Here is a 25,293-nt window from a genome sequence, read left to right as displayed (position 1 = left end):
AGGCGTCGCGATGTGGAATTGGATCAAAAAATGGTGGGCGCTGGTCACCTCGCCGTCGAAGCATTTTAGTCTCGGCTTTCTGACCCTGGGGGGATTTATTGCCGGGATTATTTTCTGGGGGGCGTTCAATACCGGGATGGAGCTGACCAATACGGAGCCGTTCTGTATCAGCTGCCACCGCGATAACGTCTATCAGGAAATTCAGGGCACTATCCACTTTACCAACCGGACCGGGGTGCGGGCGATCTGCTCCGACTGTCACGTTCCCCATGACTGGACGGATAAAATGGCGCGCAAGATGCAGGCTTCCAAAGAAGTGTACGCCTGGGTGACGGGCGCGATTTCGACCCTGGATAAGTTCAATGCCCGGCGGCGGGAGATGGCTGAGCGAGAATGGACCCGGATGAAAAAGAATGACTCGCTGGAGTGCCGCAACTGCCATGAGTTTGTCTATATGGATTTTACCCGTCAGTCCCTGCGGGCTTCGAACCAGCATTCTACGGCGCTGGCGGATGGCAGCAAAACCTGTATTGATTGCCACAAGGGAATTGCCCACCGGTTACCGGACATGCATGGCGTGGAAGGTTTTTAGTCACCAGCCCTGTTCATGACAGGGTTTTGCTTGTTTCTTTGCCAATTGGCGCGATGGCAGGCCGTTCATCGCCTGCTTTTTACCCAGCCACTGATATTCGCCTGAACAGCCGGGCATTCCCGTCATCACTTTCTTGCAGAAATCCTTCCCTGTTAATAGAATACGATGTTCGATACAGACATCGCCTTCCTTGCTTTATCCTGACCATCACAATAACCATGGGATTTAGATTACTGATATGAGTAAATTTTCAGCACCAACGTTTCAAAAAGCGTTTCTCCATCCGCGTTATTGGTTGACGCTGATCCTGATTGGTGTGATGTACCTGATCAGCTGGCTGCCATATTTCATCCAGTTCCGTCTCGGACAGGGGTTAGGCCGTCTGGCGATGAAGGTGATGAAAAAGCGCGGCAAAACCATCGCACGAAACCTGGAGCTGTGTTTCCCGGAGATGCCGCAGGCAGAGCGGGACGCTATTGCGCGCAAGAATATCGACAATACCGGCCTGGCGATGTTTGAGACCGGCATGGCCTGGTTCTGGCCCGATTTTCGGGTCAAGCGCCATGTCAGCTACGAAGGTTTTGAGCACCTGGAAGCACTGGAGAAACAGGGCAAGGGCGCACTGATGATTGCGGTTCATTCGCTGAACCTGGAGTTGGGGGCCCGGGCATTTGGTCTTGTCGCGCCGGGTGTTGGCGTTTATCGTCCGAATAATAATCCGTGCTTTGATTATTTCCAGTTCAAAGGCCGGGTGCGTTCGAATAAATATATGGTCGATCGCAAAGATGTGAAAGGCATGCTGCGCGCGTTGCGAAGCGGCGAGCGGGTCTGGTATGCACCGGATCATGACTACGGCCGCCGCCGCTCAACGTTCGCGCCGCTATTTGCAGTCGAGAAAGCCTGCACCACCACGGGAACCAGTTTGCTGGCGGATGCCTCTGATTGCGCCCTGGTGCCGTTTGCGATGGTGAGAAACACCGACTCCGGTCAGTACACCCTCAAAGTCTTTCCGCCGTTGGATGCATTCCCGCACAATGAGCCGGATGCCGCCGCTGCGTATGTGAATAAGGCGATTGAGCGCTCAATTATGGAAGCGCCGGAGCAATACATGTGGCTGCACCGCCGGTTTAAGACCCGGCCGGAAGGCGAACCATCGCTGTATTAGCTCATGTCCCCGCTGAGGCTTCAGCCGTGATCGTGATACAGAAAAGGGCAGAGGTTTCTCTGCCCTTTTTCGTTGAGGGACGTTCGGGTACGTTCGGATGTTTATCCCCCCGGGAGGTTGCTGTGGCCTCGCTCCAGTTTGGTTTGGCGCGTGGGCAGGGGTTACGACTCTGGCGTCACCAGTTTACCTTGCTGATAATCCGAAATAGCCTGCTCAATTTCGTCCATGCTGTTCATCACAAACGGGCCATAGTGTACCACCGGCTCGTGGATAGGTATCCCGGAAAGGAGCAGGATCCCGGTCTGCTCACTGACTGCATCAATCGCCAGTCCTTCTCCATGATCTAAAATGGCCAGCTCACCGGCCTTGGCCGTGGTGCCTTCAATCTCAATTGCACCCTGGTAGACATAGATGATCGCCTGGAAATCCGGGTTGAGGCAACTGCTGAAGTGTGCGCCTTTTCCGGCCTGCCAATTGGCAATGGTGGTCGGGACACCGGTCTGTTGCAGCGGGCCGATTAACGTTTCTCCCTTAATCGTCAGATCCCCGGCGATCACTCGGATCAGACTGTTGTCAGCCAAGGCTTTTTCCGTGATCACGTCTGACTGGAAGTCGTGATACTGCGCCGGTTGCATTTTCTTCGCTGCCGGCAGGTTGATCCAGATCTGGAAGCCATGCAGGTTCCCTTCGGTCATGACTGGCATTTCACTGTGAATGACCCCACGCCCGGCCGACATCCACTGGGCGCCGCCGTCCCGCAATTCCCCGGTGTTGCCCATATGATCTTGGTGTTGAAAATGACCGCTGAGCATATAGGTCAGGGTCTCTATCCCCCGGTGCGGATGCGGCGGGAAACCGCCGATGTAATCATCCGGGCTTTCGGACTTGAGTTCATCAATCATCAGGAAGGGAGAAAACTGGGCGTCGTTAAAGCCATGGACCCGCTGAATTTTAACGCCGTCGCCATCTGCTGATGGATGGGAAGCAATGATCTGTTTGATACGTCTGATAGCCATAAGCCCTCCGATTTTCTTGATTGTTGATAGTGTAGGCGGGCAGATGCAGGGGTAACAGCGGGCTGAAATGAACAGGTTGTTTGAAAAAACTGAACAAGCGCCTATTGCAGGCGCTGCCAGGCTTCGCAGATCTGACGGAAGGTGTCGGCGTCGCCGTTGGGGCGGTCGGGATGCCAGCGCAGCGCCAGTTTACGCCATTGACGGCGGATCTGAGCGGGAGTGGCATCATCTGGTAATGCGAGCCGGGCCAGATCCTCGGCGCGGCTTGAGTCTGAAACAGGTACGTCGTGGCCGATATAACGCTGATAACGGCTCCAGAAGGAGGACAGCAGGCGCTTCACCGCTGCGGCGTCGGTGTGGTAGTTGTGCCAGTCGAGGTAATAGCGTCGCAAGGGATCATGTTGATCAATCTGGTGATGCTGGCCAGTATTTTCCAGCAACTGAATATCCATCGCCTGAACCTGTAGCCACTGCGACGGCAGCAGCAGTGCTTGCAACTGATATAAGGCATTCATCAGCAGGAAATTGCGCTTGAATAGATCCTGTTCCGGGTTGTCATCGAGCTGCTCCAACAGGTCCTGCTGTTTGAGGGCATCGAATAGGGTGTGGACTTTCCATCCGGATGGTTCGCGATTAAGCAAGGAAAGGATGGGCCAGATCAGCGGGTTGTCGTATTCCGGTTCAGCGTTGAGATCCATAAGGGTTCCTGGATGATGGGCTGAACAGAGCCTAACAGAAGAAGGTGGGTCAGTGTCAACTGTCCGCCTATGGATTGGCGCAGTAAGGTACTGGAAGTACGGTAAGCATCATGGCCAGCCCAGCCGCTCGGCAGGCCATGATACGGTCCGGTTAACCGGCAGGTTTACTCAATCGTTACCCCGTAATACTTTTGTACGCACTTGGTGTAATCGCCTTTTTTCAGGGTGGTGTGAGCGGTCTGATAGCCCGATTCAATGCGGCAGGCGAAGCTGGCACCGTCCGGGTTGTCTTTGTAGTAACCCCAGTCGTTCTCCCAGTACAAACCGAAGCTGTTATCGCCGGTTTTCTTGAAAGCTTTCATTCCGGCACAGCCGAGTTGCTCATCGGCCGGAATGGGCACGCCCAGTGCAGCGGCATGACCACGGTAGTATTTGATCCGGTTGACGGACTGCGGTTTTTCGGTGTCCTGGGTACATTCAATCCCGCCGTTAATGATCATGGTGGTGACGCCAAAACCCGGTGTGCGTTTCTCGGCAATATCCGTGGCAGTGGGCTGCCAGGTACCATCAATGACATGCAGCATCGAAGGCTTGGGCGGCTGCGGATAGACAAAGAAGAAGACCGCGGAGGCCAGGTTCAGCCAGGTACTTGCAACCCGATCCGGGTTCTGCAGCAGGACATGGACGTCATTGAAAATAAAATCCGAGAAGGGGCCGTAGTTGTAGTGGTAGGAGAGTTGCTTGGCACCGCGACCAAAGTATTTCACGTAGTGGCCATCTGGCGTAGTGCCGCAGGGCCACTGCTCGGTTTGCCAGTTGGTGGCGGCACATTCGCTGTTGTACCCACAGGAGCCGGCATCATCTGAGCAGCCGGCTTCGCGGACGAAGTAAAGCCCCTGACGCCATTCCTCGTTCGGCGAGTGCGGGTTGTGGGCCCCGGTTTCCTGAGTGAAATGGGCAAACATGACCGCCAGGGACTTGGCGCAAATCGCGTCAGACTCAGCGGCTCTGTGGTCGGTATAGGTGGCGCAGAAGCCTTCAAATTTGCCGACGGCTTTAAGGAAGTTGGTATAAGTATAGGCGGCGTTTCGCTCCGGGAACCGATGATCCCATTGTTGCTCGCTGACCAGAGACTCCACCCGTTTGACATTGTCCGGGTTGCTGGCTGCGCCCGGGACGATGGCCTCAACAATGGCGTTGTCCCGGGTTTTGATGGAGGCCCGTACCGCGTCAAATTGCGGCGAGCTGGTGAGGGCAGCTTCCCGTGCATCCAGAAAAGCCTTGCTCATGATATAGCTGCCATCGGGATTCTGGCCGATGATGCCGTTGTCTGGGGTACCGGGATCCGGATCAGGGCCTGGACCGGGATCGGCGTCAATGTGCTGCCAGACCCCGGTGCTGTTGGCAGCATCCGGGGCTTCGCCCTGGGTCCACCATTGGGCTTCATAAACCTGCCCGTTGTAAGATACCCGATCCCCGTTCACGTATACCTGGGTATCCTGATAGGCCGGATAGTTGGCAACAACGGTCGCCAAGGTTGGCTCTGTGCTGAGTGTACTTCGCTGTCCGAGCCACTGCCAGCTGTTGTAGCGGGAGTCGGGGGTCGGTGCCTGGTTTTGCACCGATTGTCTGGCTTGATAAACATGACCCTGATAGACCACTTGATCGCCGCTTTGATAGAGAGCTTCCGGGTTGTAATTGGGGTAAGCGGCAAGGGCTGACGATGCCGACAGCATCAGGGTGCTGGTAAGTAATCCGGCCAGGAAAGGCTGGCTGGTCGTTTTTCGCAAGGTATGTTCCATTCTTCTACCACCGTCTTTGATGTTGATGAAATACAGAGGTGTTGATCGTCAATAACCATAGAAAGAATTTGGCGATGGTGATGGCGGGAGAAGATGAGTTTGCGAGTCAATTCAATATCATAATCCGGCAATAATCCATTGTGTTGTGTGGGGTGTGATATTGGCCGGGAAAGTGAATTCGCCCTGTGCAGCAAGCCAGGGGGACTGGGCTTGGCGAACAGGGCAAATGTTTGTTGAGAGGAGCTGTTACCCGGAGATTGACAAGGTGAATTTGCCGGGATTGCGGCGGCTAATCGATTTTAGGATCTTGCCGTCCATCTGCATGTTGGCAAGCCAGTATGGGACGTGTTCCTGATTGAAGGCTTTGCTTTTGCTCATCATATCGAAAATCGTGAAGACCCGGCCCTGGCCCAGGGCCGCACCGTGCAGGCCACGCTCATAGATCGGTACATCGTTGATGTCTTCTTCGAGGGCGTTTTTGAGGTGCAGGTTGCGTGGGCTCCACTCGATATAGTTGATAATCTTTTGAGTCAGCTTTTTCTCCCAGCTTGCCAGAACCCCGGGCAAAAAATCCATCGAATGCGTCACTTCAGCGCAGGCGAAGTAATCTTCCCGACGCTCTTGCTCGCGCAACTCCATCATCACCTTCTCCAGAGCAATGTCAAAGCAGTTGGTAAAGTGGTTGCAGATCGCAAACTGACCGATCCCCCGGAGAATGCCCAGTAAGACGCCTTCATCCGGCTCTTTATAATGCACATCACTCAGACGCATGCGGGTGGCATTAGCCAGCATAATGGTGTGTTGCCACATTTTCGGCGCCATGAGCTTGGTGTTCTTGTCGGCCCATTTCAGCAACGGCTTGGCCATCAGAACCGGATAGAGCATCCGGCAGTTGTCGATTCCCAGATAGCCGATTGCTGTCTTGGGATCGGAGATTTTCCGCGGTGCCTTGCCCATTTGTTGGCAAAACTTAGGTTCATTGACCAGATCCAGAATATTGGCCCCGAGCGAATGATACAAAATTGCCAGTGAGCCCAGTTTCTGAAAGTTGAGTGTCGGGGAATAGGCAAAAGATGCAAAGTCACCAAAGCCTTCATGGACATTGAGCAACCGGGCGATATCATTTTGCTGGAATCGGGTTTCCATGATTTTACCGGCGGCCTGTTGGACCATTTCGCCCAGCCGTTTATGGCGCTCCTGGCGGACAACATTTTCTGCCCGGCGCTCGAGAACTTTGTCAGTTTCGCAGCTGAGTAGTAAACGCTGATTATCCGTGATCCGCTCTTCTTCATATAAAATGATGGTTTCGCAGAATTCGGTTTCCCGGCTTAGAAGGTGATCAACATCGTCTTGGTTGACCAGATATTTTTGGCTGACCATCCATCTGGCATGGCGTTGCTGTACCTGTTGACTTATTTCTGATGCGACAGCTTGCGCTTCTTTGGTATAGCGCTTATCAGAAAAAATCGTCTCTACCACGAATGACCCCCTAATTGATGATAAATCAACAAGTCATATGTGCCTGATTGAATCACAGCAGGCCTCTTCTACACATCTATAATAATGGGCGCATTTTATCACGCCGAAATTGTTTTAAGTATCAGTAACGCGAAAGGTCGTGATTGGTCTGATCAGCCAGCTGAGTGCTGATGATGATTGTTATGGCGACTCAGCTGACTGCGGAATTTGCGAGTAACGACGTTAGTCGCGGAAGTTGTCGAACTGGAATGGTTGCTCCAATTCTGCCTGGCGCACCAGGGCCATGACCTGTTGCAGGTCATCGCGTTTCTTGCCGGTGACGCGAACTTTATCACCCTGGATGGAGGCTTGTACCTTGATCTTGGAGTCTTTGATCATTTTGACCAGTTTCTTTGCGGTTGCGGTTTCGATCCCTTGCTTGAAAGCGACATCGCACAGGCTGTTTTTCCCGGAGCGGGTCGTTGCCTTTTGGTCAATGGAGTCGGCATCCACGTTGCGCTTGGCGAGGTTGCTGCGCAGGATGGTCATTAACTGATTAATTTGAAAATCTGATTCTGAAACGACTTTGACGATTTCCTTCTCCAGCGCGAAGCTGGCATCGACGCCACGAAAATCAAAGCGGGTTTCCAGCTCGCGGGAAGCGTTGTCGACGGCGTTGCGAACTTCTACAAAATCGACGTCAGAAATAATATCAAAAGAGGGCATGTCTCTGTCCTAGTCTAAAGATGAAATTGTTTTCGGTGACATCTCCCCACCTCAATCAGGTGTGGGCCAGCGGTGTGGAGGGGAGCCACCGAAAAGCTCCACGATCTCCCCAACTGATTCTATATATAGCTTATTTTTGAGATTTTACTGCATTGGCCAGCATATCCAGCAAGGTCACCGTATCCTCCCAGTTGAGGCAAGGATCTGTGATTGACTGGCCATAGGTTAACTGATCCAGGTTTTCCGGATCGACGGCCTGATTCCCTTCGGTAATGAAACTCTCGGCCATGATGCCGGCAATGAATTGGCTGCCGCTTTTGATTTGCTGACAAATGTCGGCGGCGACATCAAGCTGGCGCTTGTGCTGTTTTTGGCAATTGCCGTGACTGAAATCCACGACCAGGCGCGTCGGCAGGCCAAAGGAAGCCAGGGTATCACAGGCCGAGGCAATGTCTTCCTGATGGTAGTTCGGCATTTTACCGCCGCGTAAAATAACATGGCCATACGGGTTGCCGGCGGTGCGGTAAATGGTCATCTCACCGGTTTTGGCCGGTGAGCAGAACACATGAGATTCACGGGTGGCGCGAATTGCGTCGACGGCAATTTTGATGTTGCCGTCGGTGCCGTTTTTGAAGCCGACCGGGCAGGAGAGTGCCGAAGCCATTTCGCGGTGAATTTGCGATTCCGTGGTTCGGGCGCCGATCGCCCCCCAGGTGATCAGGTCTGCAATATACTGACCGGTGATCATATCAAGGAACTCAGTTGCAGTCGGAACACCCAGCTGGTTGATATCGACCAGCAGCTTGCGGGCTTTGTGCAAACCGCTGACCAGGTCCAGGCTGCCGTCCAGGTGCGGATCGGAGACCAGGCCTTTCCAGCCCACCACTGTACGTGGCTTTTCAAAATAGGTGCGCATGACAATACACAGTTGATCCTGGTATTGCGCCTGAACCGCTTGAAGCCGGCGGGCATAGTCCAGCGCGGCTTCCGGGTCGTGTACCGAGCAAGGACCAACGATCACCAGGAGCCTGCTGTCCTGCCCGGAGAGAATCGCTTCGACCTGGCGGCGGGCGTTCGCGACATGGGCTGCGATATCATCGGTAAGCGGGGAAGCGGCTTCAACCTCTGCCGGTGTTGGCATCAAACCAAGGCTCACCGTGCGGAGTTCATCTGTTTTCATTGGCATAGTTTGTTGCCTATCTCGGTATATCAAAAAATAACGACGCGTTAAGATAGCCCAAATGACCGCAGGAATAAACCAAACTTGTGATATGGCTAACTTTTTCTGCTGAATTCCCGCCTTTATTAGTTGCAAATTGTGTTACTTGAACCGCGTGCGCAGAACATGTGCACATCGTTGTTGGTATAAGCTCAGTTTGTGACAGGCCGGGGTTTCTGGTCGTGATGCTAAGATGAGCAGCTGATTTCCAGCTCTTTGCCCCATTGCGGTGGTACATCAGCCAAATGTGCATCATCCGGATGCTCTTCAAACGGTGCTGCCAGGACGCTCATGAGCCGTTCAATCATCGTAAAGTCGCCTTGTTCAGCCGCGTCAATCGCCTGTTGGGCCAGATAATTCCTCAGGATAAACTTCGGGTTGGCGGCTTTCATCGCGGCCAGCCGCTGCGTGTCATCCCGTGGTTCGGCCTCCAGCCGGTCCGCATATTGCGCTAGCCAGGCTGACAGGGCCTGGGTGCAGCCGAAGAAAGATTCAAACCGGTTTGCACTCTGCGCGATTTCATCGTGCGGAATTTCCGACAGGGTACGGAAAAACAGGGTGTAATCCGCAGCTTGGTTGGCCAGCAGGGTAAACATATCGCTGAACAGCTGCGAGTCCTGGGGTAGCTGTTCCTGCAACCCGAGCTTGTTGCGCATTTGGATGCTGTAGTGCTGCTGCAATTGTGGCTGATAGGTGTTGAGCGCCTCATCAATGAGCTCTTTTTCAATCAGCGGTGACAGGGCATAACCCAGTGCCGAGAGATTCCACAAGGCGATGGACGGCTGCTGGTTGAAGGCATAGCGGCCGCTGTAGTCGGAATGGTTACAAATAAAGCCCGGCTGATAGTCATCAAGAAAGCTGTAGGGGCCATAATCGAAAGTCAGACCAAGCACGGACATGTTGTCGGTATTCATGACCCCGTGCGCAAATCCGACCGACTGCCAGTCGGCGATCATCTCTGCGGTCAGGCTGACAATGCGGTGGAACATGGCGGCATAGCGATCTGGTTGCGCGGGAGCCGGCATATGCTCCGCAGTCAGCAGATCCGGGAAATGATGTTGGATCAGGTAATCCGCCAGCAATTTCAGTTCGCCATGCTTCTCGGTATAGAACAGGTACTCGAAGTGACCGAAGCGAAGATGGCTCTCGGCCACCCGGATCAAAGTGGCACCGCGCTCGACTTTTTCCCGGTAAACCGGTGTGGCGCTGCTGAGAACGGCCAGGGCATGGGTGGTGCGGATCCCCAGGCCGTGCATGGCGGCACTGGCAAGATATTCACGGATACTGGAGCGCAGTACTGCCCGCCCGTCGCCCTGGCGGGAGTACGGCGTCATTCCGGAGCCTTTCAGGTGGATATCCCATTTTTTACCTTGGCTGGTCAGCACTTCGCCCATCAGCAGGCCGCGCCCGTCCCCCAGGGCCGGGTTATACTGGCCGAACTGGTGGCCGGTGTATTTCATCGCAATCGGGTCAAATCCGGCCAACTCGTCATTGCCGGTGAAGAGATCGACAAAATAATCCGTTTGCGCCTCCGCCGGATCCAGCTCCAGTAGCGCACAAACCTGCGGGTTGACACTGACTAAGCAAGGATCGCTCAGCGGCTGAGGCGTGACCCGGGTACCGAAGTCACTCGGTAATTCACTGTAAGTATTATGGAAAACCAGTTCTGAAAGTGCGCGCATCAAGCTGACCTTAGCGAAAGTGGATCGAGCGGTGGTAAGTTGGCTCAGGGTAGCAAGTTATTGGCCGCTAACAAGAGATAAAAAGTAGGGGTTTTCATGCTCAGCGACTGCCCAACCGGCTTCTTGTAAGCATAGCGGTTCGCCCCATGGTTAATCTACTGCTTCGATATCGACAATTTTGGAACGGTTAACAATGATTTTCCAGCGTTGGATCCGAACCGTCATATCTTCATCAGTCTCTTTGGTGATCAGGTTGATCAGGTGGCGCTTTTCAACCGACTCTTTCGAAACTTGACCGTCTTTGAGCTGGTAGACCCGCTGCGAGCCTTTTTCCATCAGCTTGGCGATCACCCGCAGATCCAGCAGGAGCGACTCGCGGCTCTGCTCGTAACCGGTCAGGAACTTAGTCGTCGACATCCGGGTGGTACTTTTATAGTGCAGAATGGTCTCTTCCCGTTGGGAGACCTTGTGCTTGCGTTTCTTCTTTATGTCATTGTCGAGCCTGTCGTAGCTGGTGTATTCCAGCCATTCGAGCTGACGGCCGATCAAGCGGCCTGAGCTGGCATTAACAAATTGTTTGCGCCACTTCGGCTTGCCTTTACGCACCCAGCGCCACAACACGGTTTTTAGATCATCTTTAAATACTTCTCGCGCCGCGTAGATAAACGACAGTACCAGAATGAAGGAGGCGGTAATGTCGCCCAGTACCCCGCGTGCCTTGATCAACATCAGGGTGACAAAAATCATCACAAACCCGGCAGCAAACCCGGTCACAATTCTCTGGGTGTTTTTGCCCAGTTCCATGGTCGTTTCTTTGATGGTTACCGGGTATTCGATCAGGCGACGTAGCAGCCGCATTTTGTTCGACATCCTGGTCGGATCCTGGGTGGCTCGACTGGAGTTGTAGTTGTGTTTCAGGCGATGTTCCGCTTCGTTTTCACAGATCTCAATCAGCATCGTTTTGATTGCCGGATAATCGTTGCTGCGTGGCAGGTGAGCAATAAGTTCCAGACAACGCTGCTCGGTATACCAGGACAGGTAGTTATCAATGTTTTCGTAGTATTTGTGCAGTTTTTTATCGCTTGGCACATTCCGGCGTAACCGCTTTAAGATCCGCACGGCCAGCTCTGCGACTTCACTGACTTCCGCCAGGGTACGCTCTACCTTGTCATCCAGCAGCTGGTGGACGGTTTCCTCCAGCGCCAGGGCATACTGGTAGGCGTATAGGCTCAGGCTTAAGCGGTATTGTTCGGTAGAGAGTTTCCCCCGGCTGGCGAGTCGGCTGTGAACCAGCGGCAGATGGTTAACGTCACTGTAATAGGTTCGTTTGCCAAGCAGGGCATTATGGTAAAACTCATCTTCAGAGAGGATATTGGGGTTCAGGCCCAGCTCGCCGGGGACGAAGAGATAGAGATCAAGCTGTCGATTGGTGGTTTCTTGAATGACGTGGGAGATTTTTATTTTATGGCCGTCTTTTTTTTCAACAGTGATCACTATGCTTTAAGACCTCTTACGGATTAATGATGGAAAAGATGATGATGCAGATTATCACTCACTTTTGATACAAATGTCATTGGCCGGGTGATTTTTCGTAAGATTAATCGCTTAATCTTATTGTATAGCCCAGTATGGGGCTTCGTTAGCCGGAAAAACAAACAAATAACTGTCGATAGGCGAGGCGTGTTGCAGCAACATCACGTATAATGCGCCGCCTACAATCGATAATGATGGCTGCAACGATTGTCAGCGGCCAGACAGGCAGGCAGCCTGGTTCGTTTTTATATACCCAGAGAGTGTCGAACAGATGATTAAAATTGGACAATACAACACGTTAGAGGTCGTCAAACTGGTAGATTTTGGCGTATTCCTTGATGGTGGTGAAGACTTTGGCAATATTCTGTTGCCGAAATCGGATGTTCCGGCCGGCACTGAGCTGGGCGATGAAATTGAAGTCTTTATTTATTTTGATTCTGAAGATGACGTGATCGCGACCACGGAGCGTCCGCTGGCTGTGGTTGGAGATTTTGCACTGCTGCGGGTGGTGGGAATCTGCGGGGTGGGTGCCTTTGTCGATTGGGGTTTGAAAAAAGATCTGTTGGTGCCGTTCAGTGAGCAGCGCCGTCGCCTGGAAGAAGGCCAGGACATCATGGTTCGGGTATATACCGACAAAGCTTCCGGCCGGATTGTCGGCTCAACTAAATTTAACCGCTTCCTGGATAAAACCCCGGCCAACTATAAGGTTGGTCAGGAAGTCCAGATCCAGATCGCGGAAGTAACTGATTTGGGTTACAAAGCGGTGATCGAAGATCAGCACTGGGGCTTGATTTTCCGCACCGAAGCTTTCGGCAAACTGTTCCCGGGTAAAAAGCTCAAAGCCTTTATCAAGGAAATCCGTCCGGACGGCAAAATCAATCTGTCCCTGCAAAAAGCCGGCCGGGCCAAGGTGGATGATCTGGCCGATAAAATTCTGACCACGCTGGAGCGCAAGGGCGGGTTTGTCCCACTGAGCGACAAATCTTCGCCGGAAGCGATCTTTAAAGAGTTCCGCACCAGTAAGGCCACGTTCAAGAGAACGATTGGTGGTCTGTACAAGAAAGGGCTGATCATCATTGAGCGCGAAGGGATCCGTCTTAACGACAACTAATTGAAACGTCATCGGAGAGCTCTCGAATCCCGGTGCGATTTAAATCCTGTCCTCAAAAAGAAAGCCGGTCTTCTTGACCGGCTTTGCTTTATCTGAACCAGGCGGTTGCGAGCTCGTTATGGAATTCGCAGCACATGGTCAGCCGCACACCGGGCAACTTGGTTGCTTGCTCAGCTTCATTTCCCGCCAGCTCATGGTCATGGCATCCAGCATCAGGATTTTTCCGCTCAGCGGCTGGCCCATCCCGGCGACCACTTTAATCGCTTCCATGGCCTGCACGGCGCCAACAATCCCCACTACCGGCGACATGATCCCGGCTTCCACACAGCTCAGGGCCTGCTGGCCGAACAGAGCGCTGAGGCACTGATAACACGGCTCGTCGTCCTGATAGGTATAAACGCTGATTTGCCCTTCCATCCGAATGGCCGCACCTGAGATCAGGGGGGTCCGGCTCTGGTGGCACAAGCGGTTGAGCTGGTTGCGGGTCTCGACATTATCGCTGCAATCGAGTACCAGACTGTGCTGCGCGATCAACGGCAGCAGTTCGCTGTCGTCGAGACGGCGGGCCAGGGTGTCTACCCGGGTATTGGGGTTGATGGTCTGCAGGGCTCTCTGTGCCGAATCCACCTTGAGCAGGTCGACTGTGGCGTCGTTGTGCAGCACCTGGCGTTGCAGGTTCGACACTTCGACCTTGTCGTCATCAATTAAGGTCAGCTTGCCGACCCCGGCTGCGGCGAGATATTGCGTCGAGGCACAGCCGAGGCCGCCAGCACCGAGGATCAGCATGGACGATGCCTTCAGTGCTTCCTGGCCGTCAAAATCGAACTGGCGCAGGATGATCTGGCGGTTGTAACGCAGCATTTCTGCGTCGCTAAGTTCTACCACAGTGTTTTCCTGTCTATGCGTTGGGGCCGTTTAGTACATCGTTTGGTTGAATAGCTCAATGGTGACATCTTCGCCCGGCTCAACCCGGCCGCGCGCCTGTTCTAAAACCACGAAGCAGTTCGCCAGATGCATCGAGCTGAATGCACCAGAGCCCTGATTGCCGGTGGTGGCGACTTCAAGTTGTCCGTCGGCATTGACTTGGTAGATCCCGCGCTGGAAGTCGGTTCGGCCCGGCTGTTTTTTAAAGGCCGTGGTGGCCTTGGCTTTCAGGCGCTGCGGCGGCTGGTACTGGCTGTGTCCGCCCAGTTTAGCCAGCATGGGCTGCACCAGCTGGTAGAGTGTCAGCATGGCTGACACCGGGTTGCCCGGCAGGCCGCAGAACCATGTATTACCGATGGTGCCAAAGGCAAACGGCTTGCCTGGTTTGATGGCAATTTTCCAGAAACCGATTTCGCCTTGCTCATCCAGGATCGTCTTAGTGTAGTCCGCTTCGCCGACACTGACGCCGCCGGAGGTGATCACGACATCGGCTTGCGTGGATTGCTGGAAAGCGTCGCGCAATTTATCCGGCTCATCCGGAATGATCCCCAGATCCATCACCTCACAGCCGAATTTCTCCAGCAGGGCACGAATGCCGTAGCGGTTGCTGTCATAGATTTGACCGGCTTCGAGTGGCTCGCCAACCGGGCGCAGTTCATCACCGGTGGAGAAGAAGGCCACGCGCGGACGCTGAAAAACGGTGATGGTGGCGATGCCCAGCGACGCCAACAGCGGCATTTCACGGGCGGTCAGGCGGTGGCCTTTGGCAACGACCACATCGCCCTGGCAGACATCATCGCCAATCGGGCGGATATTCTGCTGCACCTTAGGCTGGGACAGGAAACGGATTTGATCGCCATCGGCCTCGGTTTCTTCCTGCATCACCACAGTGTCGGCTCCGGCCGGAATTTCAGCGCCGGTCATAATGCGTACGCACTGGCCTTCGCCGCAGTGGCCGTCAAACGGCGCACCGGCGAAGGACTTGCCGACTTGGGTCAGGGTGTCGGTGTTTTCGAGATCGGCATGGCGCAGGGCATAACCATCCATGGCCGAGTTGGCAAAAGGCGGGACATTGATCGGTGAGCGAATATCTTCCGCAATAACCAGTCCAATGGCATCGGCCAGTGCAACCGTGTGGGTTTTCGTTAAAGGTTTTACCTCTGCCAAGATTTTGGTCAGGGCATCTTCTACAGGCATCAGGCCTGGCACATCACAACATCCCATAAAGTGTACCTGTTTGTCGTCAACGGCTTATACATAATTGGCGTGACCGCCATTATGACAAAAAAACAGGGGCTTCACTAATCTGTGTGTGGCAACCCGGGAAGAATAACTCTTTTGTGATAGAGCGTTCAGTGGGGAATCGTTTGGGAAAGCACGTGCAGGGTGTGAAAAGGCATGGTGTATGTGAGCAGGCATGAAGCAGATGAGAAAGCATGAAGTTGTGACAGGGCGCTGAGGATCCCATGTCCCGGCTTGACGCTTCCCGGCTTTCGCCGTTGAATATTCACATTGTTTGGTATGGGTTGTGATCATGCATTTTCAAGATCCCTTGAGTCAGTTCATTCGCCATCTTTCACCACAGGTGGAAGTGTTTGCCCAGGTCGGGCTTCGCGAGCCGTGGGGGATGGCGGAAACCCAGCTCGATTGTGGGGCGTTCAGCTATCTGCGTTCGGGCCGCTGCGTAGTGGAAGTTGAAGGGCAGGCACCGATCCACCTGCGGGCAGGACAAGTGATCCTGTTGCCCTATGGGTGTGCACACCGCATCATGAGTGAGCCCGGGGTTCCTTGCCAGTCGGTCAGTGAGCTGTTTGATCATCAGACGCCGGAAGCGATCCGGCAGATGAACATTGGCGGGGATGGCGCCCCGTGCCAGCTGATGTGCGGCAATATCCGCTTTTCCATGGTGCAGCACTGGGGGCAGGATCCCAAGATTGGCGGGATGCCGAATACCATCGTGGTTGATATCGATCCCGGAGATCGGTTGGAGAACTATCTGACCTGGATTTACCAGGAAAATCTGCAGCAGGACGCCGGGCATGATCTGGCGATGAAGCACTTGCTGGAGCTGTTTTTTCTCGAAATGCTGCGGGGGCTGAATACACTGGCGATTAATCCGAGCTGGCTGCGTGCGCTGCATGATCGGCATCTGGCGCGTGTTATTCTGGCAATCCAGGATAATTTTGCCAGAGAGTGGACGGTCGAGGAGCTGGCGAGTCTCGCGGCGTTGTCGCGCTCGTCCTTTGCTGAGCGCTTTAAACGTGTTGCCGGGACGGCGCCGCTCCAGTTTCTGCGGCAATGGCGTTGCTTTGTCGCTGCCGAACGCCTGGTAACGACCTCCGACTCGGTTCAGCAAATTGCGCAATACTGCGGTTTTCAGTCCAGTGATGTGCTGATCCGAAACTTCAAGCAATTTCACCAGAGCACACCGAAGCAATACCGGTTGGCCGCGCAGGGGAGTGGACCCGAAAAATCGACGATTCATCCGGCGCTATCGATGATCAGTCGGTAAGTTTAGCAGATGCCTTTTCCTGACAGGTTAATGTCCGTAAGTTGAAGGAAAACAACGTCAGGGAGAGAGTTATGAGCCAAATCACAACCGTTTTTCTAACCGGGGCCACCGGCTATGTCGGCAGTGCAGTGGCCGAAGAACTTCAGCAACATGGGTATCAGGTACTCGCCTTGTGCCGCTCATCAGCCAGTGCGCAAAAGGCGGCCGCCACCGGGTGCTTGCCGGTGAACGGCAACATTGCAGAACCTGAATTGTGGTCGGCGCATCTTGAGCAGGTTGATGCTGTGATCCATACTGCTTGCGGCTTTGAGGAAAGTATGGCAACTGAAGATCGCTGCTTTGTGCAGGCATTAGCGTCACATGCAACAACGCGGAACACCCCTTTAATTGTGCTCTATACCAACGGATGCTGGACTTACGGCGATCATGAACAAGTGATCACCGAGCAGTCTGAGCGCCGGTCCATCGATACGTTTCAATGGATGAATGACAACGGGTCATGGCTGGCGGCGCAGCCGAACATTGATCTGCGGGTTGTCAGTCCGGCCAATGTGATTGGTGTCGAAGAGCAGTATGTCCCGCCAATCATGCTGATGGAGCTGGAACGCAATGGGCAACCGACGGTCCCTACGTCGCTATCACTGACCTGGTCGTTGGTGGAGCGGTGTAATCTGGCCGAGTTGTATCGGCTGGTGCTGGAAAAAGGCATGGCCGGAGAAGAGTATATCGGCGTCGGCGATCCGGCAGTGCGTGTGGAAACCCTGGCTCAATCGCTTGCTGAAGGGCCAGTCCTGACTCATGCCGACAAACAGTGGCGCGCAATCTATGGGGACTGGACCGAGGGATATAGATTAAAGCAGCGTTTTTCCAGCCAAAAAGCAGAAGCAACACTCGGTTGGGTTCCGAAACGGATTTATGCGGACCGGGAGGCATTCGGATGATCACGCCAGTGATCATTCTCCTGCTCCTCACCGGCCCGATGTTGATTGCTGCCGGATTGCTGAGCAGGAGAAAACGTCAGGGACAGGGAACGGCGCGGGATTCGACTCAGAGCGCTGCCCATGCCCGGCAACAGCAGGCTTTTTTGGGCTTAAGCCTGACGTTCTTCTTCTTTGCCTTAGGGCATGTCGTGAAAACACAGGGCATGGTAGAAATGCTGCCGCCCTGGTTGCCGATGCGTCTTGAGCTGGTGTACGCCACGGGATTGCTGGAGTTGGTGATTGCCATCGGGCTGTTGATACCGCGCTTTCGGGTACGTGCCGCGCAACTGGCGATTGGCGTGTTTGTGATTTTCTTTTCAGCAAACATTTATGCGGCAGTGAATTACATCGGACTGGGCGGTCATCAATGGGGGCCGGTTTACCTGCTGATCCGCACCCCGCTGCAATGTACTCTGATTGCCTGGGCTTATTATTTATGTCTTCGGCCGGCCCGGCTGAGCAATAATTAAACCACTTACTTTTATCAGGGCCTTGGTGAGGGGATTCACCATTGCCCTGTGATCCCGCGTCAACTGATATCAATGCTGAAGCCAGCTCCCTCTCCGGCCCGAACTCTCTTGGGCTCTCAGCAAGAACCATTTGGTAATTTCGTAGTGTATTTTGTGTCAATTACAGGTATCCTTCGGGCTTGATTATCGCTGGCTGCTGATATTAAGGCATTGATACTGCATGACGCCTGGGCCAGTTGGAGGGAAAGAATGACGGCATTAAGTGAATCTGCATTAAAAGTGCGTAACGCACTGGAAGCGCGCGGGCTTGAAACACCGATGACCGACCGGGTGGTCAGCCGCGAAGAGAAGAAAGAGCAAATTGAATATCATATGCGTGAAATCCTGGGGCTGTTGTCGTTGGATTTAACCGACGATAGTTTGATGGAAACGCCCCATCGGATCGCCAAAATGTATGTGGATGAGATTTTCTCTGGCTTGGATTATGCGAACTTCCCGAAAATCACCGTCATTGAAAACAAGATGAACTGTGATGAAATGGTTCGGGTTAAGGATATTACGCTGACCAGTACCTGCGAGCATCACTTGGTGACCATCGATGGTAAGGCGACCGTGGCGTATATTCCACGTGGCAAAATTATTGGCTTATCCAAGATCAACCGGATTGTCCGTTTCTTTGCCCAGCGTCCGCAGGTTCAGGAGCGAATGACCCAGCAGATCCTCGTCGCGCTGCAGACTTTGCTGGAAAGTGACGATGTTGCCGTCACTATGGACGCAACGCACTACTGCGTGAAAGCGCGTGGGGTGATGGATGCAACCAGTGCAACCACGACCACTGCGCTGGGTGGGATCTTTAAACGTAACCCGGCAACACGTGCAGAGTTCCTGAACGGTTTACGGTAAACCCGAATCTATTTTCAATATGGAAAGCCGGCTGATTGATCTCAGCCGGCTTTTTATTTATTGATGTCCCGTCCTGAGATAAGTTGACACATTAAATACCTGAACCTTTGATAATTCGAGATAGGATAAAACAGTTTTTATGATGAGTATTCATAAAAAAGTATGAAATAAATACATGATTGTCCGAGAGTGGAATATTTTAGTTTTTTTAAAAACAAGATCTTAAATCGCGCTTTGGTATTTATTTGTCATAATGTCAGTTTGTTGACTAAATATTATGTATTGCTGAAATGAAACCGAAGATTGATTCGGCAATATAAACCCTAAAAGTCATCATGGATTGAGAGCATTAATAGTTTTCTTCCTTAAGCAGGATTGTTAATAATGTTCGAAGTAAGCCGTACCTTGCATGTTGTGTTAAAACTCAGTGTGATTTCGTTTCTTGCGGCCGCTGTGGCGTTGTCTTCCGATACGGTACAGGCCAAAGCGCAGTTGGGCTGGGAGCCGCTGGCAAATTATCAGCCGGTCAGCCAACAGGATTTATGTCCGCATCGCTCAGAGAAAGTTTGTTTGCCCCAGCAGCTGGAGCAGATATATGCGGCAAATCATTATTATCCGATCTGGACTGAATCACCGCAGCGAGATGAGTTCCTGTTGCAATTAAAATCTTTGGCTTACGCAGAACTTGTGCCCGGATTAGCGGTGCGGATTACTGAGCTTGAGCGATTAAAGCAGGAGACGGATCAACGGGCCTTTGACATTGTCGCGACTGATACTTTTCTGCTCTATAAATCTGCTATCGAAAAAATACAGGCGAATCCCAGTGGATTATTTGTCCAGGCGGAGTTTCCGCTGACAACTCAACCGGAAAATATTTTAACCTCACTGAAGCTGCCACTGGATTTGGCCGCCGAGCTTGAGCAATTGCGTCCGAATGTGATGCGGCTGGAGCGCGCGGTGGCAATGGCTGAAACATTTCGTACCTTAGCCCCTCACGGGCTGAGGCTGCCGCTGCGCGGGGTTGTGAAGCAGCATCAGGTGATCCCCAATGGCCATCAGCTTCTGGAGGTGTTGATGCAGTTTGGCGATCTCAGCCAGCTCGATTACCAACTGCTGGACGATCAGCCGATCATAACCAACAGTGGTGAAGTCCATCATGCTATTCAGGCGTTCCAGCGTCGTAACGGGTTGCTGGATGACGGTATTATTGGCCCGGCAACCGTACGCCAGTTGGTGTTGCCTTATGCGGAAGTCGCACGGGTGATTGCACTGAATATACAGCGTAGCCGGTTTGGCATCCAAGAGACCGAGCGTCCGAGGATCCAAGTCAATATTCCGGATTATATGTTGCGGGTGACCCAGGACAATCAGCTGGTGTTTGAATCGAAGGTGATTGTCGGGCGCAGCTCACGGCCAACGTACCTGTTTTCTTCCTCGCTCAATACCATGGTGGTCAACCCGTACTGGAATGTGCCGACAACCATCAAACAGGAAGATGTGATCCCGAAAGTGAAAGTGTCGCCGAGTTATCTGGCCGAACGGAATATGCGGATTGTCCGTAGCTGGCGTGATCGAAGTGAAATTTCACCGTCTCAGATTGAATGGAGCGCGGTTGAGCCGGAAACCTTCCCGTATGAATTCCAGCAGGGGCCGGGGCCGAGAAATGCCCTGGGCCGGGTGAAGTTTCTGATGCCTAATGATTACTCGGTGTTTCTGCATGATACCCCGGCTCGCGGCCTGTTCCGGCAGCATAAACGTAGCTTCAGCTCCGGTTGTGTCCGGGTTGAAAAAGCCGATGAGCTGGCGGAGTTCTTACTCGAATACCAGGCCCGCCCGGGGATCCCGCCTTACCGGGCCATGGTTCGTGATGAGGGGCAGGACACGATTAGCCTCGCAAAACGGGTGGACGTGGACTTTACCTATGTCACCGCCTGGCTCGATGAGCACCAACAATTGCAAATGCGTGAAGATATTTACGGCTATGACCGGCCGGGGACCGAGCCGGTTGAGCCGCAGTATATTACGTTGAAAGACTTCAGCTACTGAGCGAAGACATCGTCATACCAAGCAAAGTAAGTGATCAGAAATCGTATTTTCTGTGCTTGGTATCAGAGCCCGGCCCTGCTCAACAGGGCCGGGCTTTTTTATGTGAGGGCTTTTTATATATGGGCTCTCTGGGTGATGAAATTTTTGTGTCAGCCGCTGGTGATCATGAAGGATTCACAGTTTTGCCTTACATTAGCGCAATCTTGTTTTGGTCTATACCAAGGTGAAATATGCAAAAGAATCATCAGGCATGCCAGCCTTACTGGTTTGCCGAGGCAATGAAAGCGGAATCGCCGGCCAGTGCTAAAGGACTCACCCATGATATTCAAACCGATGTCTGTATTGTCGGCGGGGGATTTACCGGGCTGTGGACTGCGATCAATCTGAAGCAGCAGCAGCCATCCCTGGATGTGGTGGTGATTGAAAAGGGGTTGTGCGGTAGCGGGGCGTCGGGTCGGAACGGCGGCTGTATGTTGACCTGGTCGACTAAGTACCTGTCGATGAAAAAGCTCTACGGTGAAGAAGAAGCGGTCCGGTTGGTCAAGGCGTCTGAGCAGGCGGTGTATGAAATCGAAGCGTTTTGCCAGGCGCATGGGATTGATGCCCAACTGAGGCGCCATGGCGCGCTGTATACCGCGACCAATGCGGCGCAGGAAGGGAGTCTGGATCCGGTGTTGCAGGCGCTGGATGCGCAGGAAATCAACAGCTGGCAACAGTGGGAAACTGAGCAGGTGCAGCAGGCTGCGGGATCAGCGCTGCATCGGGAAGGTTTCTATTCTCCGGCGGCCGGCAGCGTTCAGCCGGCGATGTTGGTGCGGGGATTGAAGCAGGTGGCAGAGAAGCTGGGAGTGAAAGTCTATGAGCACACCCCGATGGAAGATATCAATACCGATGCACCGATCACCATCACGACCCCGCAGGCTGATATTTTTGCCGGTAAAGTGGTACTGGCGCTCAACGCATGGATGGTGGAGAAGTTTCCTGAATTTCGTCGCAGCATTGTGCTGGTTTCTTCCGATATGGCGATTACCAAGCCAATTCCGGACAAGCTGCAGCAAATGGGCTTGGCTGACGGCAAGGCGGTTGTTGATTCACGAACGTTTGTCCATTACTACCGAACGACGCCTGATGGTCGTCTGATGCTGGGCAAGGGCGGCAATCACTTTTCCTTTGCCAACCGGGTCAGTCCGATCTTTGATCAGCCAAGCCGGTATCAGTCGCTGCTGCGCCGGGCCTTTGCCGGTTTTTTCCCGTCGCTGGCTGATGAGCCGTTTGCCACCACTTGGACCGGCGCTTCGGATCGCTCGGTGACCGGCCTGCCGTTCTTCGGTTATTTCAAAGACAATCACGATGTCGTTTATGGTTTGGGCTATTCCGGCAACGGGGTGGCGCAAACCTGGATTGGCGGTCAGATCCTCTCATCCCTGGTATTGGAGCAGGACAACGCATGGCGGCGTTGCGGCCTGGTGTCGGGACCCAAAGGCTATTTCCCGCCGGAGCCGGTGCGCTGGAGCGGGGCGATGCTGGTCCGCAATGCCATTCGCCGAAAAGAGGCGGCAGAGGATGCCGGACTGAAGCCGCGCTGGCTGGATCAGCAACTGGCTAAGTTTGCTGATGCGGCCGGGAAGGCGGACAAGGGCTAATATTCGATATCTCGGATCAAGTTTTTAGACATAAATAAACCGCCAGTCTTTTTAGGTTGGCGGTTTTTTAATGGACTCAGTGGCGAGTTTGCATATTGGGGCGGTTCAAAGCCGACCCAATATGTGTTTAAGTCAGTGTCGCCAGTGATTCGATACAGATGGCATCGTGGCGCCAGTACTCAAGATCACAGTCAATCAGGTTATTGTGCTGATCATAGTTCAGTCGCTCGACAAACATCGCCGGGCTGCCGGAGGTCGCACGTAACGCCTGGGCGGTTTCCCCCAAAAGGGATGTGGTGCTCACCCGGTAGCGGGTTTTCGAGTAGATCACACCGTATTGCTCACGATAGGTGGTTGTCAGCGAGTTGGTGACATCATGATCCAGCAAGTCGGGAAAATGCTGGGGCAAAATGAAGTTGGTGACTACCACGACCGGGCGCTCATCTAAAAAGCGCAGCCGGTCGATCCGGTACACTTCTGTGAGTGGCGGCAATTGTAGCAGGGAAGCAGCGCGGCGACTGGCTGGGACCCGTTTGGCAGACAGCAGCTGAGAGCGCGCAACCCGGCCCTGCTCTCTGGCCATGGCCGGAAAATTAGTGGTGTAGGTCGGATCGTACTTGAGCGGCTCAGGTGAGACAAACCAGCCGCGACGATCTTCGCGATACAGCTTGCCTTCGGCTTCCAGCAGGGCCAAGGATTCCCGCAGAGTCACCCGCGTGGTATTAAAAGATTCAGCCAGCTTGCGCTCGGCCGGCAGTTTATTCCCTGCAATCAGAAGTCCGGCATCAATTTGTTCATTGATGGCTTCCATGATTTTTAAATATTGCACGATTTACCTTTCATCATGTCATGTGCGGTGCGCGAGGGCATTATATCAGTTTTCTGCGCGGGACAAATGGCTTGACCAGGCAGCAACTGAGGTTCATCAAACGCGTTAGATGTTGATTGTTCATAAAAAATACCAAGCTGAGTTTGATTGTCGGGGTAAGGTGCTGGCCGGATCTTCAGCTTGGTATCGGATTGGTGAACGCAGATTAATTGTTTTCCATGACCATTGGATGAACAAGGTAACCCAAGGGCCATGGCATGGTTGCTCAGCGTTTTCGCCAGGCTTGGGTCGAGCGCTCAATGAAGCGCCCCGTTGCAACATGTGCCAGCTTTACCCCTGCCGCGGTGAGCAGGATCATGACGGCCATCGCGGCCGCCGGACCGGTCTGACCGGCATCATCCATATTCAGCACGGAGACAGAGGCCGGCATGGTATCGGTCGCGTACAGGAACACAATGGCCGAAGTGGTGGTCATGGCATTGACGAACAGGTAGACCGCGATTTCGAGAATCGCTGGCATACAGACCGGAACCGTCACTTTGAAAAACACTTTGTACTGCGGCATCTTGATTGAGGCCGAAATGGCCTCGACTTCTGCCGGCAGCTGCTTGAGCGCGGTCAAGGCGGTCATATGGCCGACCGTGTAGTAGTGGATCACCGTGTTGACCACCAGGAGCGTCATGGTGCCGTACAGAACCGCCATCGGGTTCGCATGATGGTTAAAGAAAAAGATATAGCCCAGACCCAACACCATGCCGGGGACGGCCATTGGGACAATCGCAATCATCTGGAGCAGGTTGCGTAGCGGACTGAAGCTGCGACCTTTCTCGATACAGTAAGCCCCGATGAAGATCACCACTGTACCGAGAAGTGCAACCAGGCTGGCGAGCTGAATCGAGTTGAAATACGGTGCCCAGCCATAAGTGCTGAATTCGGCAAAGTTATAGTTGTTCAGGCTCAGGGTCAGGTTCCAGGGCCAGAAGGTCACCAGCGAGCCGTACACCGCCATGCCAATGACCGCCAGAATGGCGACTGCGATCCCGGCACAGAACAGCAAGCACAGGCCGTCCCGGACTTTGTGCGGGGCCGGTGTGTAGGCCACCGAGCGCGAATCAAATAACCCTTGTTGTTTTTTCTGTACCCAGCGATCGGCGGCGAAAGCCAGCAGGGCAGGGAGCAGCAGGATCACACTGGTGACCGCACCCATCGAGAAGTTTTGCTGACCGACCACCTGTTTGAAGATATCCGTCGCCAGCACATTGTATTGTCCGCCAATAACCTTCGGTACGCCGAAGTCGCACACCACCAGGGTGAAGACCACGATCAGCGCACTGATCAGGCCGTATTTCGCGGCCGGAAGCGTAACGATGAAGAAGGTTTTAAACGGCGAGGTATTGAGTGCCCGCGCGGCTTCATACAAGCGCGCATCGGAGGTTTTCAGCGAGGTGGTGAGGATCATCACCGCGTGCGGAAACGTCCAGAAGATCAGGCCCAGGGCAATGCCGATCGGGCCGTAGACGGAATAGCCCATCAACCAGTCTTTGGCAATCCCCTGATTCCCGAACAGATAAATCAGACTGATCGCCGGCAGCAGTGAAGGGGCCAGAATTGGCGCTGCGCCGATGACGGTAAACAATCCTTTAAACGGCATGCAGCTGCGGGTCAGGGCGTAGGCATAGCCGAAGGCCAGCAAACCGACCGCCATGGTGACGATGAGGCCAATCGCCATGGTGTTTTGCAGTGAGAGCCACAGTGCCGGTGAGGCAAAGTATTCGGCAAAATTGGCCATGCCGACAAAATTGCCGTCACGGTCGAGGACACTTTTCTGCAGCATGGCACCCAGTGGGGCGAGGACAAACAGGGCCATGATGATGGCCACCCCGCTGAGCACGATGCCCAGGATCAGGTTATCGCGGCTGAAGGCATTTCTGAGCCGGTAGAGTCGCTGCTTGCCGCTGGCTTGAGCGCGGGTCATTGCGGGTTC

General features: G+C 53.7%; 21 protein-coding genes. 9 read left to right on the top strand and 12 right to left on the bottom strand.

Going from position 1 to position 25,293, the window contains the following annotated elements:
* Window positions 1-10 precede the first annotated feature (10 nt).
* A complete protein-coding gene (locus tag NNL38_RS09100) occupies window positions 11-592 on the top strand; it encodes a NapC/NirT family cytochrome c (RefSeq protein WP_255387742.1) in 582 nt (193 codons plus the stop codon).
* A 238-nt stretch (window positions 593-830) separates the two neighbouring features.
* Window positions 831-1,757, top strand: a complete 927-nt coding sequence (lpxL, locus tag NNL38_RS09095) for an LpxL/LpxP family Kdo(2)-lipid IV(A) lauroyl/palmitoleoyl acyltransferase (protein WP_255387741.1) — start codon at window positions 831-833, stop codon at window positions 1,755-1,757.
* A 161-nt stretch (window positions 1,758-1,918) separates the two neighbouring features.
* On the opposite strand, the gene NNL38_RS09090 is transcribed toward lpxL, so the two are convergent.
* From NNL38_RS09090 to NNL38_RS09055, 8 genes are all read right to left on the bottom strand, one after another.
* Window positions 1,919-2,773, bottom strand: coding sequence for a pirin family protein (locus NNL38_RS09090; protein ID WP_255387740.1), 855 nt, complete (start codon window positions 2,771-2,773; stop codon window positions 1,919-1,921).
* Between the two features lie 101 nt (window positions 2,774-2,874).
* Window positions 2,875-3,471 carry a DNA-J related domain-containing protein gene (locus NNL38_RS09085; protein ID WP_255387739.1) on the bottom strand — a complete coding sequence of 199 codons (597 nt, stop codon included), beginning with the start codon at window positions 3,469-3,471 and terminating at the stop codon, window positions 2,875-2,877.
* A gap of 164 nt (window positions 3,472-3,635) precedes the next feature.
* The gene (locus NNL38_RS09080; RefSeq protein ID WP_255387738.1) at window positions 3,636-5,273 is read right to left on the bottom strand and encodes a glycoside hydrolase family 19 protein; all 1,638 of its coding nucleotides are present in this window, start codon (window positions 5,271-5,273) and stop codon (window positions 3,636-3,638) included.
* Window positions 5,274-5,519: 246 nt separating this feature from the next.
* The gene (locus NNL38_RS09075; RefSeq protein ID WP_255387737.1) at window positions 5,520-6,752 is read right to left on the bottom strand and encodes an HDOD domain-containing protein; all 1,233 of its coding nucleotides are present in this window, start codon (window positions 6,750-6,752) and stop codon (window positions 5,520-5,522) included.
* 222 nt (window positions 6,753-6,974) lie between these two features.
* Entirely contained in the window at window positions 6,975-7,457 is a 483-nt protein-coding gene (locus tag NNL38_RS09070) for a YajQ family cyclic di-GMP-binding protein (protein ID WP_255387736.1), read from the bottom strand.
* Between the two features lie 130 nt (window positions 7,458-7,587).
* Entirely contained in the window at window positions 7,588-8,643 is a 1,056-nt protein-coding gene (locus tag NNL38_RS09065; protein ID WP_255387735.1) for a 3-deoxy-7-phosphoheptulonate synthase, read from the bottom strand.
* A 221-nt stretch (window positions 8,644-8,864) separates the two neighbouring features.
* Entirely contained in the window at window positions 8,865-10,358 is a 1,494-nt protein-coding gene (locus NNL38_RS09060; protein WP_255387734.1) for a protein adenylyltransferase SelO, read from the bottom strand.
* Between the two features lie 150 nt (window positions 10,359-10,508).
* A complete protein-coding gene (locus NNL38_RS09055) occupies window positions 10,509-11,852 on the bottom strand; it encodes a hypothetical protein (RefSeq protein WP_255387733.1) in 1,344 nt (447 codons plus the stop codon).
* Window positions 11,853-12,162: 310 nt separating this feature from the next.
* Between NNL38_RS09055 and NNL38_RS09050 the strand changes: the two genes are divergently transcribed.
* On the top strand, window positions 12,163-13,002 hold the full coding sequence (locus NNL38_RS09050) for a CvfB family protein (protein WP_255387732.1): 840 nt from the start codon (window positions 12,163-12,165) through the stop codon (window positions 13,000-13,002).
* 138 nt (window positions 13,003-13,140) lie between these two features.
* Here NNL38_RS09050 and moeB read toward each other — a convergent pair whose 3' ends face one another.
* Entirely contained in the window at window positions 13,141-13,887 is a 747-nt protein-coding gene (gene moeB, locus NNL38_RS09045; protein ID WP_255387731.1) for a molybdopterin-synthase adenylyltransferase MoeB, read from the bottom strand.
* Between the two features lie 30 nt (window positions 13,888-13,917).
* Window positions 13,918-15,150, bottom strand: coding sequence for a molybdopterin molybdotransferase MoeA (moeA, locus tag NNL38_RS09040; protein WP_255387730.1), 1,233 nt, complete (start codon window positions 15,148-15,150; stop codon window positions 13,918-13,920).
* A gap of 310 nt (window positions 15,151-15,460) precedes the next feature.
* Between moeA and NNL38_RS09035 the strand changes: the two genes are divergently transcribed.
* From NNL38_RS09035 to NNL38_RS09010, 6 genes are all read left to right on the top strand, one after another.
* Complete coding sequence (locus tag NNL38_RS09035) at window positions 15,461-16,438, top strand: AraC family transcriptional regulator (RefSeq protein ID WP_255387729.1); 978 nt, start codon at window positions 15,461-15,463, stop codon at window positions 16,436-16,438.
* A gap of 71 nt (window positions 16,439-16,509) precedes the next feature.
* Complete coding sequence (locus NNL38_RS09030; protein ID WP_255387728.1) at window positions 16,510-17,379, top strand: NAD-dependent epimerase/dehydratase family protein; 870 nt, start codon at window positions 16,510-16,512, stop codon at window positions 17,377-17,379.
* Window positions 17,376-17,888: a DoxX family protein gene (locus tag NNL38_RS09025; RefSeq protein WP_255387727.1), complete on the top strand. Its 513-nt coding sequence runs from the start codon at window positions 17,376-17,378 to the stop codon at window positions 17,886-17,888. Before NNL38_RS09030 ends, NNL38_RS09025 begins: the two co-directional genes overlap by 4 nt.
* 249 nt (window positions 17,889-18,137) lie before the next feature.
* A complete protein-coding gene (gene folE / locus NNL38_RS09020) occupies window positions 18,138-18,791 on the top strand; it encodes a GTP cyclohydrolase I FolE (protein WP_255387726.1) in 654 nt (217 codons plus the stop codon).
* A gap of 384 nt (window positions 18,792-19,175) precedes the next feature.
* Window positions 19,176-20,837, top strand: coding sequence for a L,D-transpeptidase family protein (locus NNL38_RS09015; RefSeq protein ID WP_255387725.1), 1,662 nt, complete (start codon window positions 19,176-19,178; stop codon window positions 20,835-20,837).
* Window positions 20,838-21,067: 230 nt separating this feature from the next.
* Window positions 21,068-22,480 carry an FAD-dependent oxidoreductase gene (locus NNL38_RS09010; RefSeq protein WP_255387724.1) on the top strand — a complete coding sequence of 471 codons (1,413 nt, stop codon included), beginning with the start codon at window positions 21,068-21,070 and terminating at the stop codon, window positions 22,478-22,480.
* Between the two features lie 127 nt (window positions 22,481-22,607).
* On the opposite strand, the gene phnR is transcribed toward NNL38_RS09010, so the two are convergent.
* Window positions 22,608-23,309, bottom strand: coding sequence for a phosphonate utilization transcriptional regulator PhnR (gene phnR, locus NNL38_RS09005; RefSeq protein ID WP_255387723.1), 702 nt, complete (start codon window positions 23,307-23,309; stop codon window positions 22,608-22,610).
* A gap of 265 nt (window positions 23,310-23,574) precedes the next feature.
* Window positions 23,575-25,284, bottom strand: coding sequence for a putative 2-aminoethylphosphonate ABC transporter permease subunit (locus tag NNL38_RS09000; protein ID WP_255390604.1), 1,710 nt, complete (start codon window positions 25,282-25,284; stop codon window positions 23,575-23,577).
* Window positions 25,285-25,293: the final 9 nt, after the last annotated feature.

The organism is Photobacterium atrarenae (genome assembly GCF_024380015.1).
Lineage (GTDB): Bacteria > Pseudomonadota > Gammaproteobacteria > Enterobacterales > Vibrionaceae > Photobacterium > Photobacterium atrarenae.
This window is presented reverse-complemented; position numbering and strand designations above follow the sequence as displayed.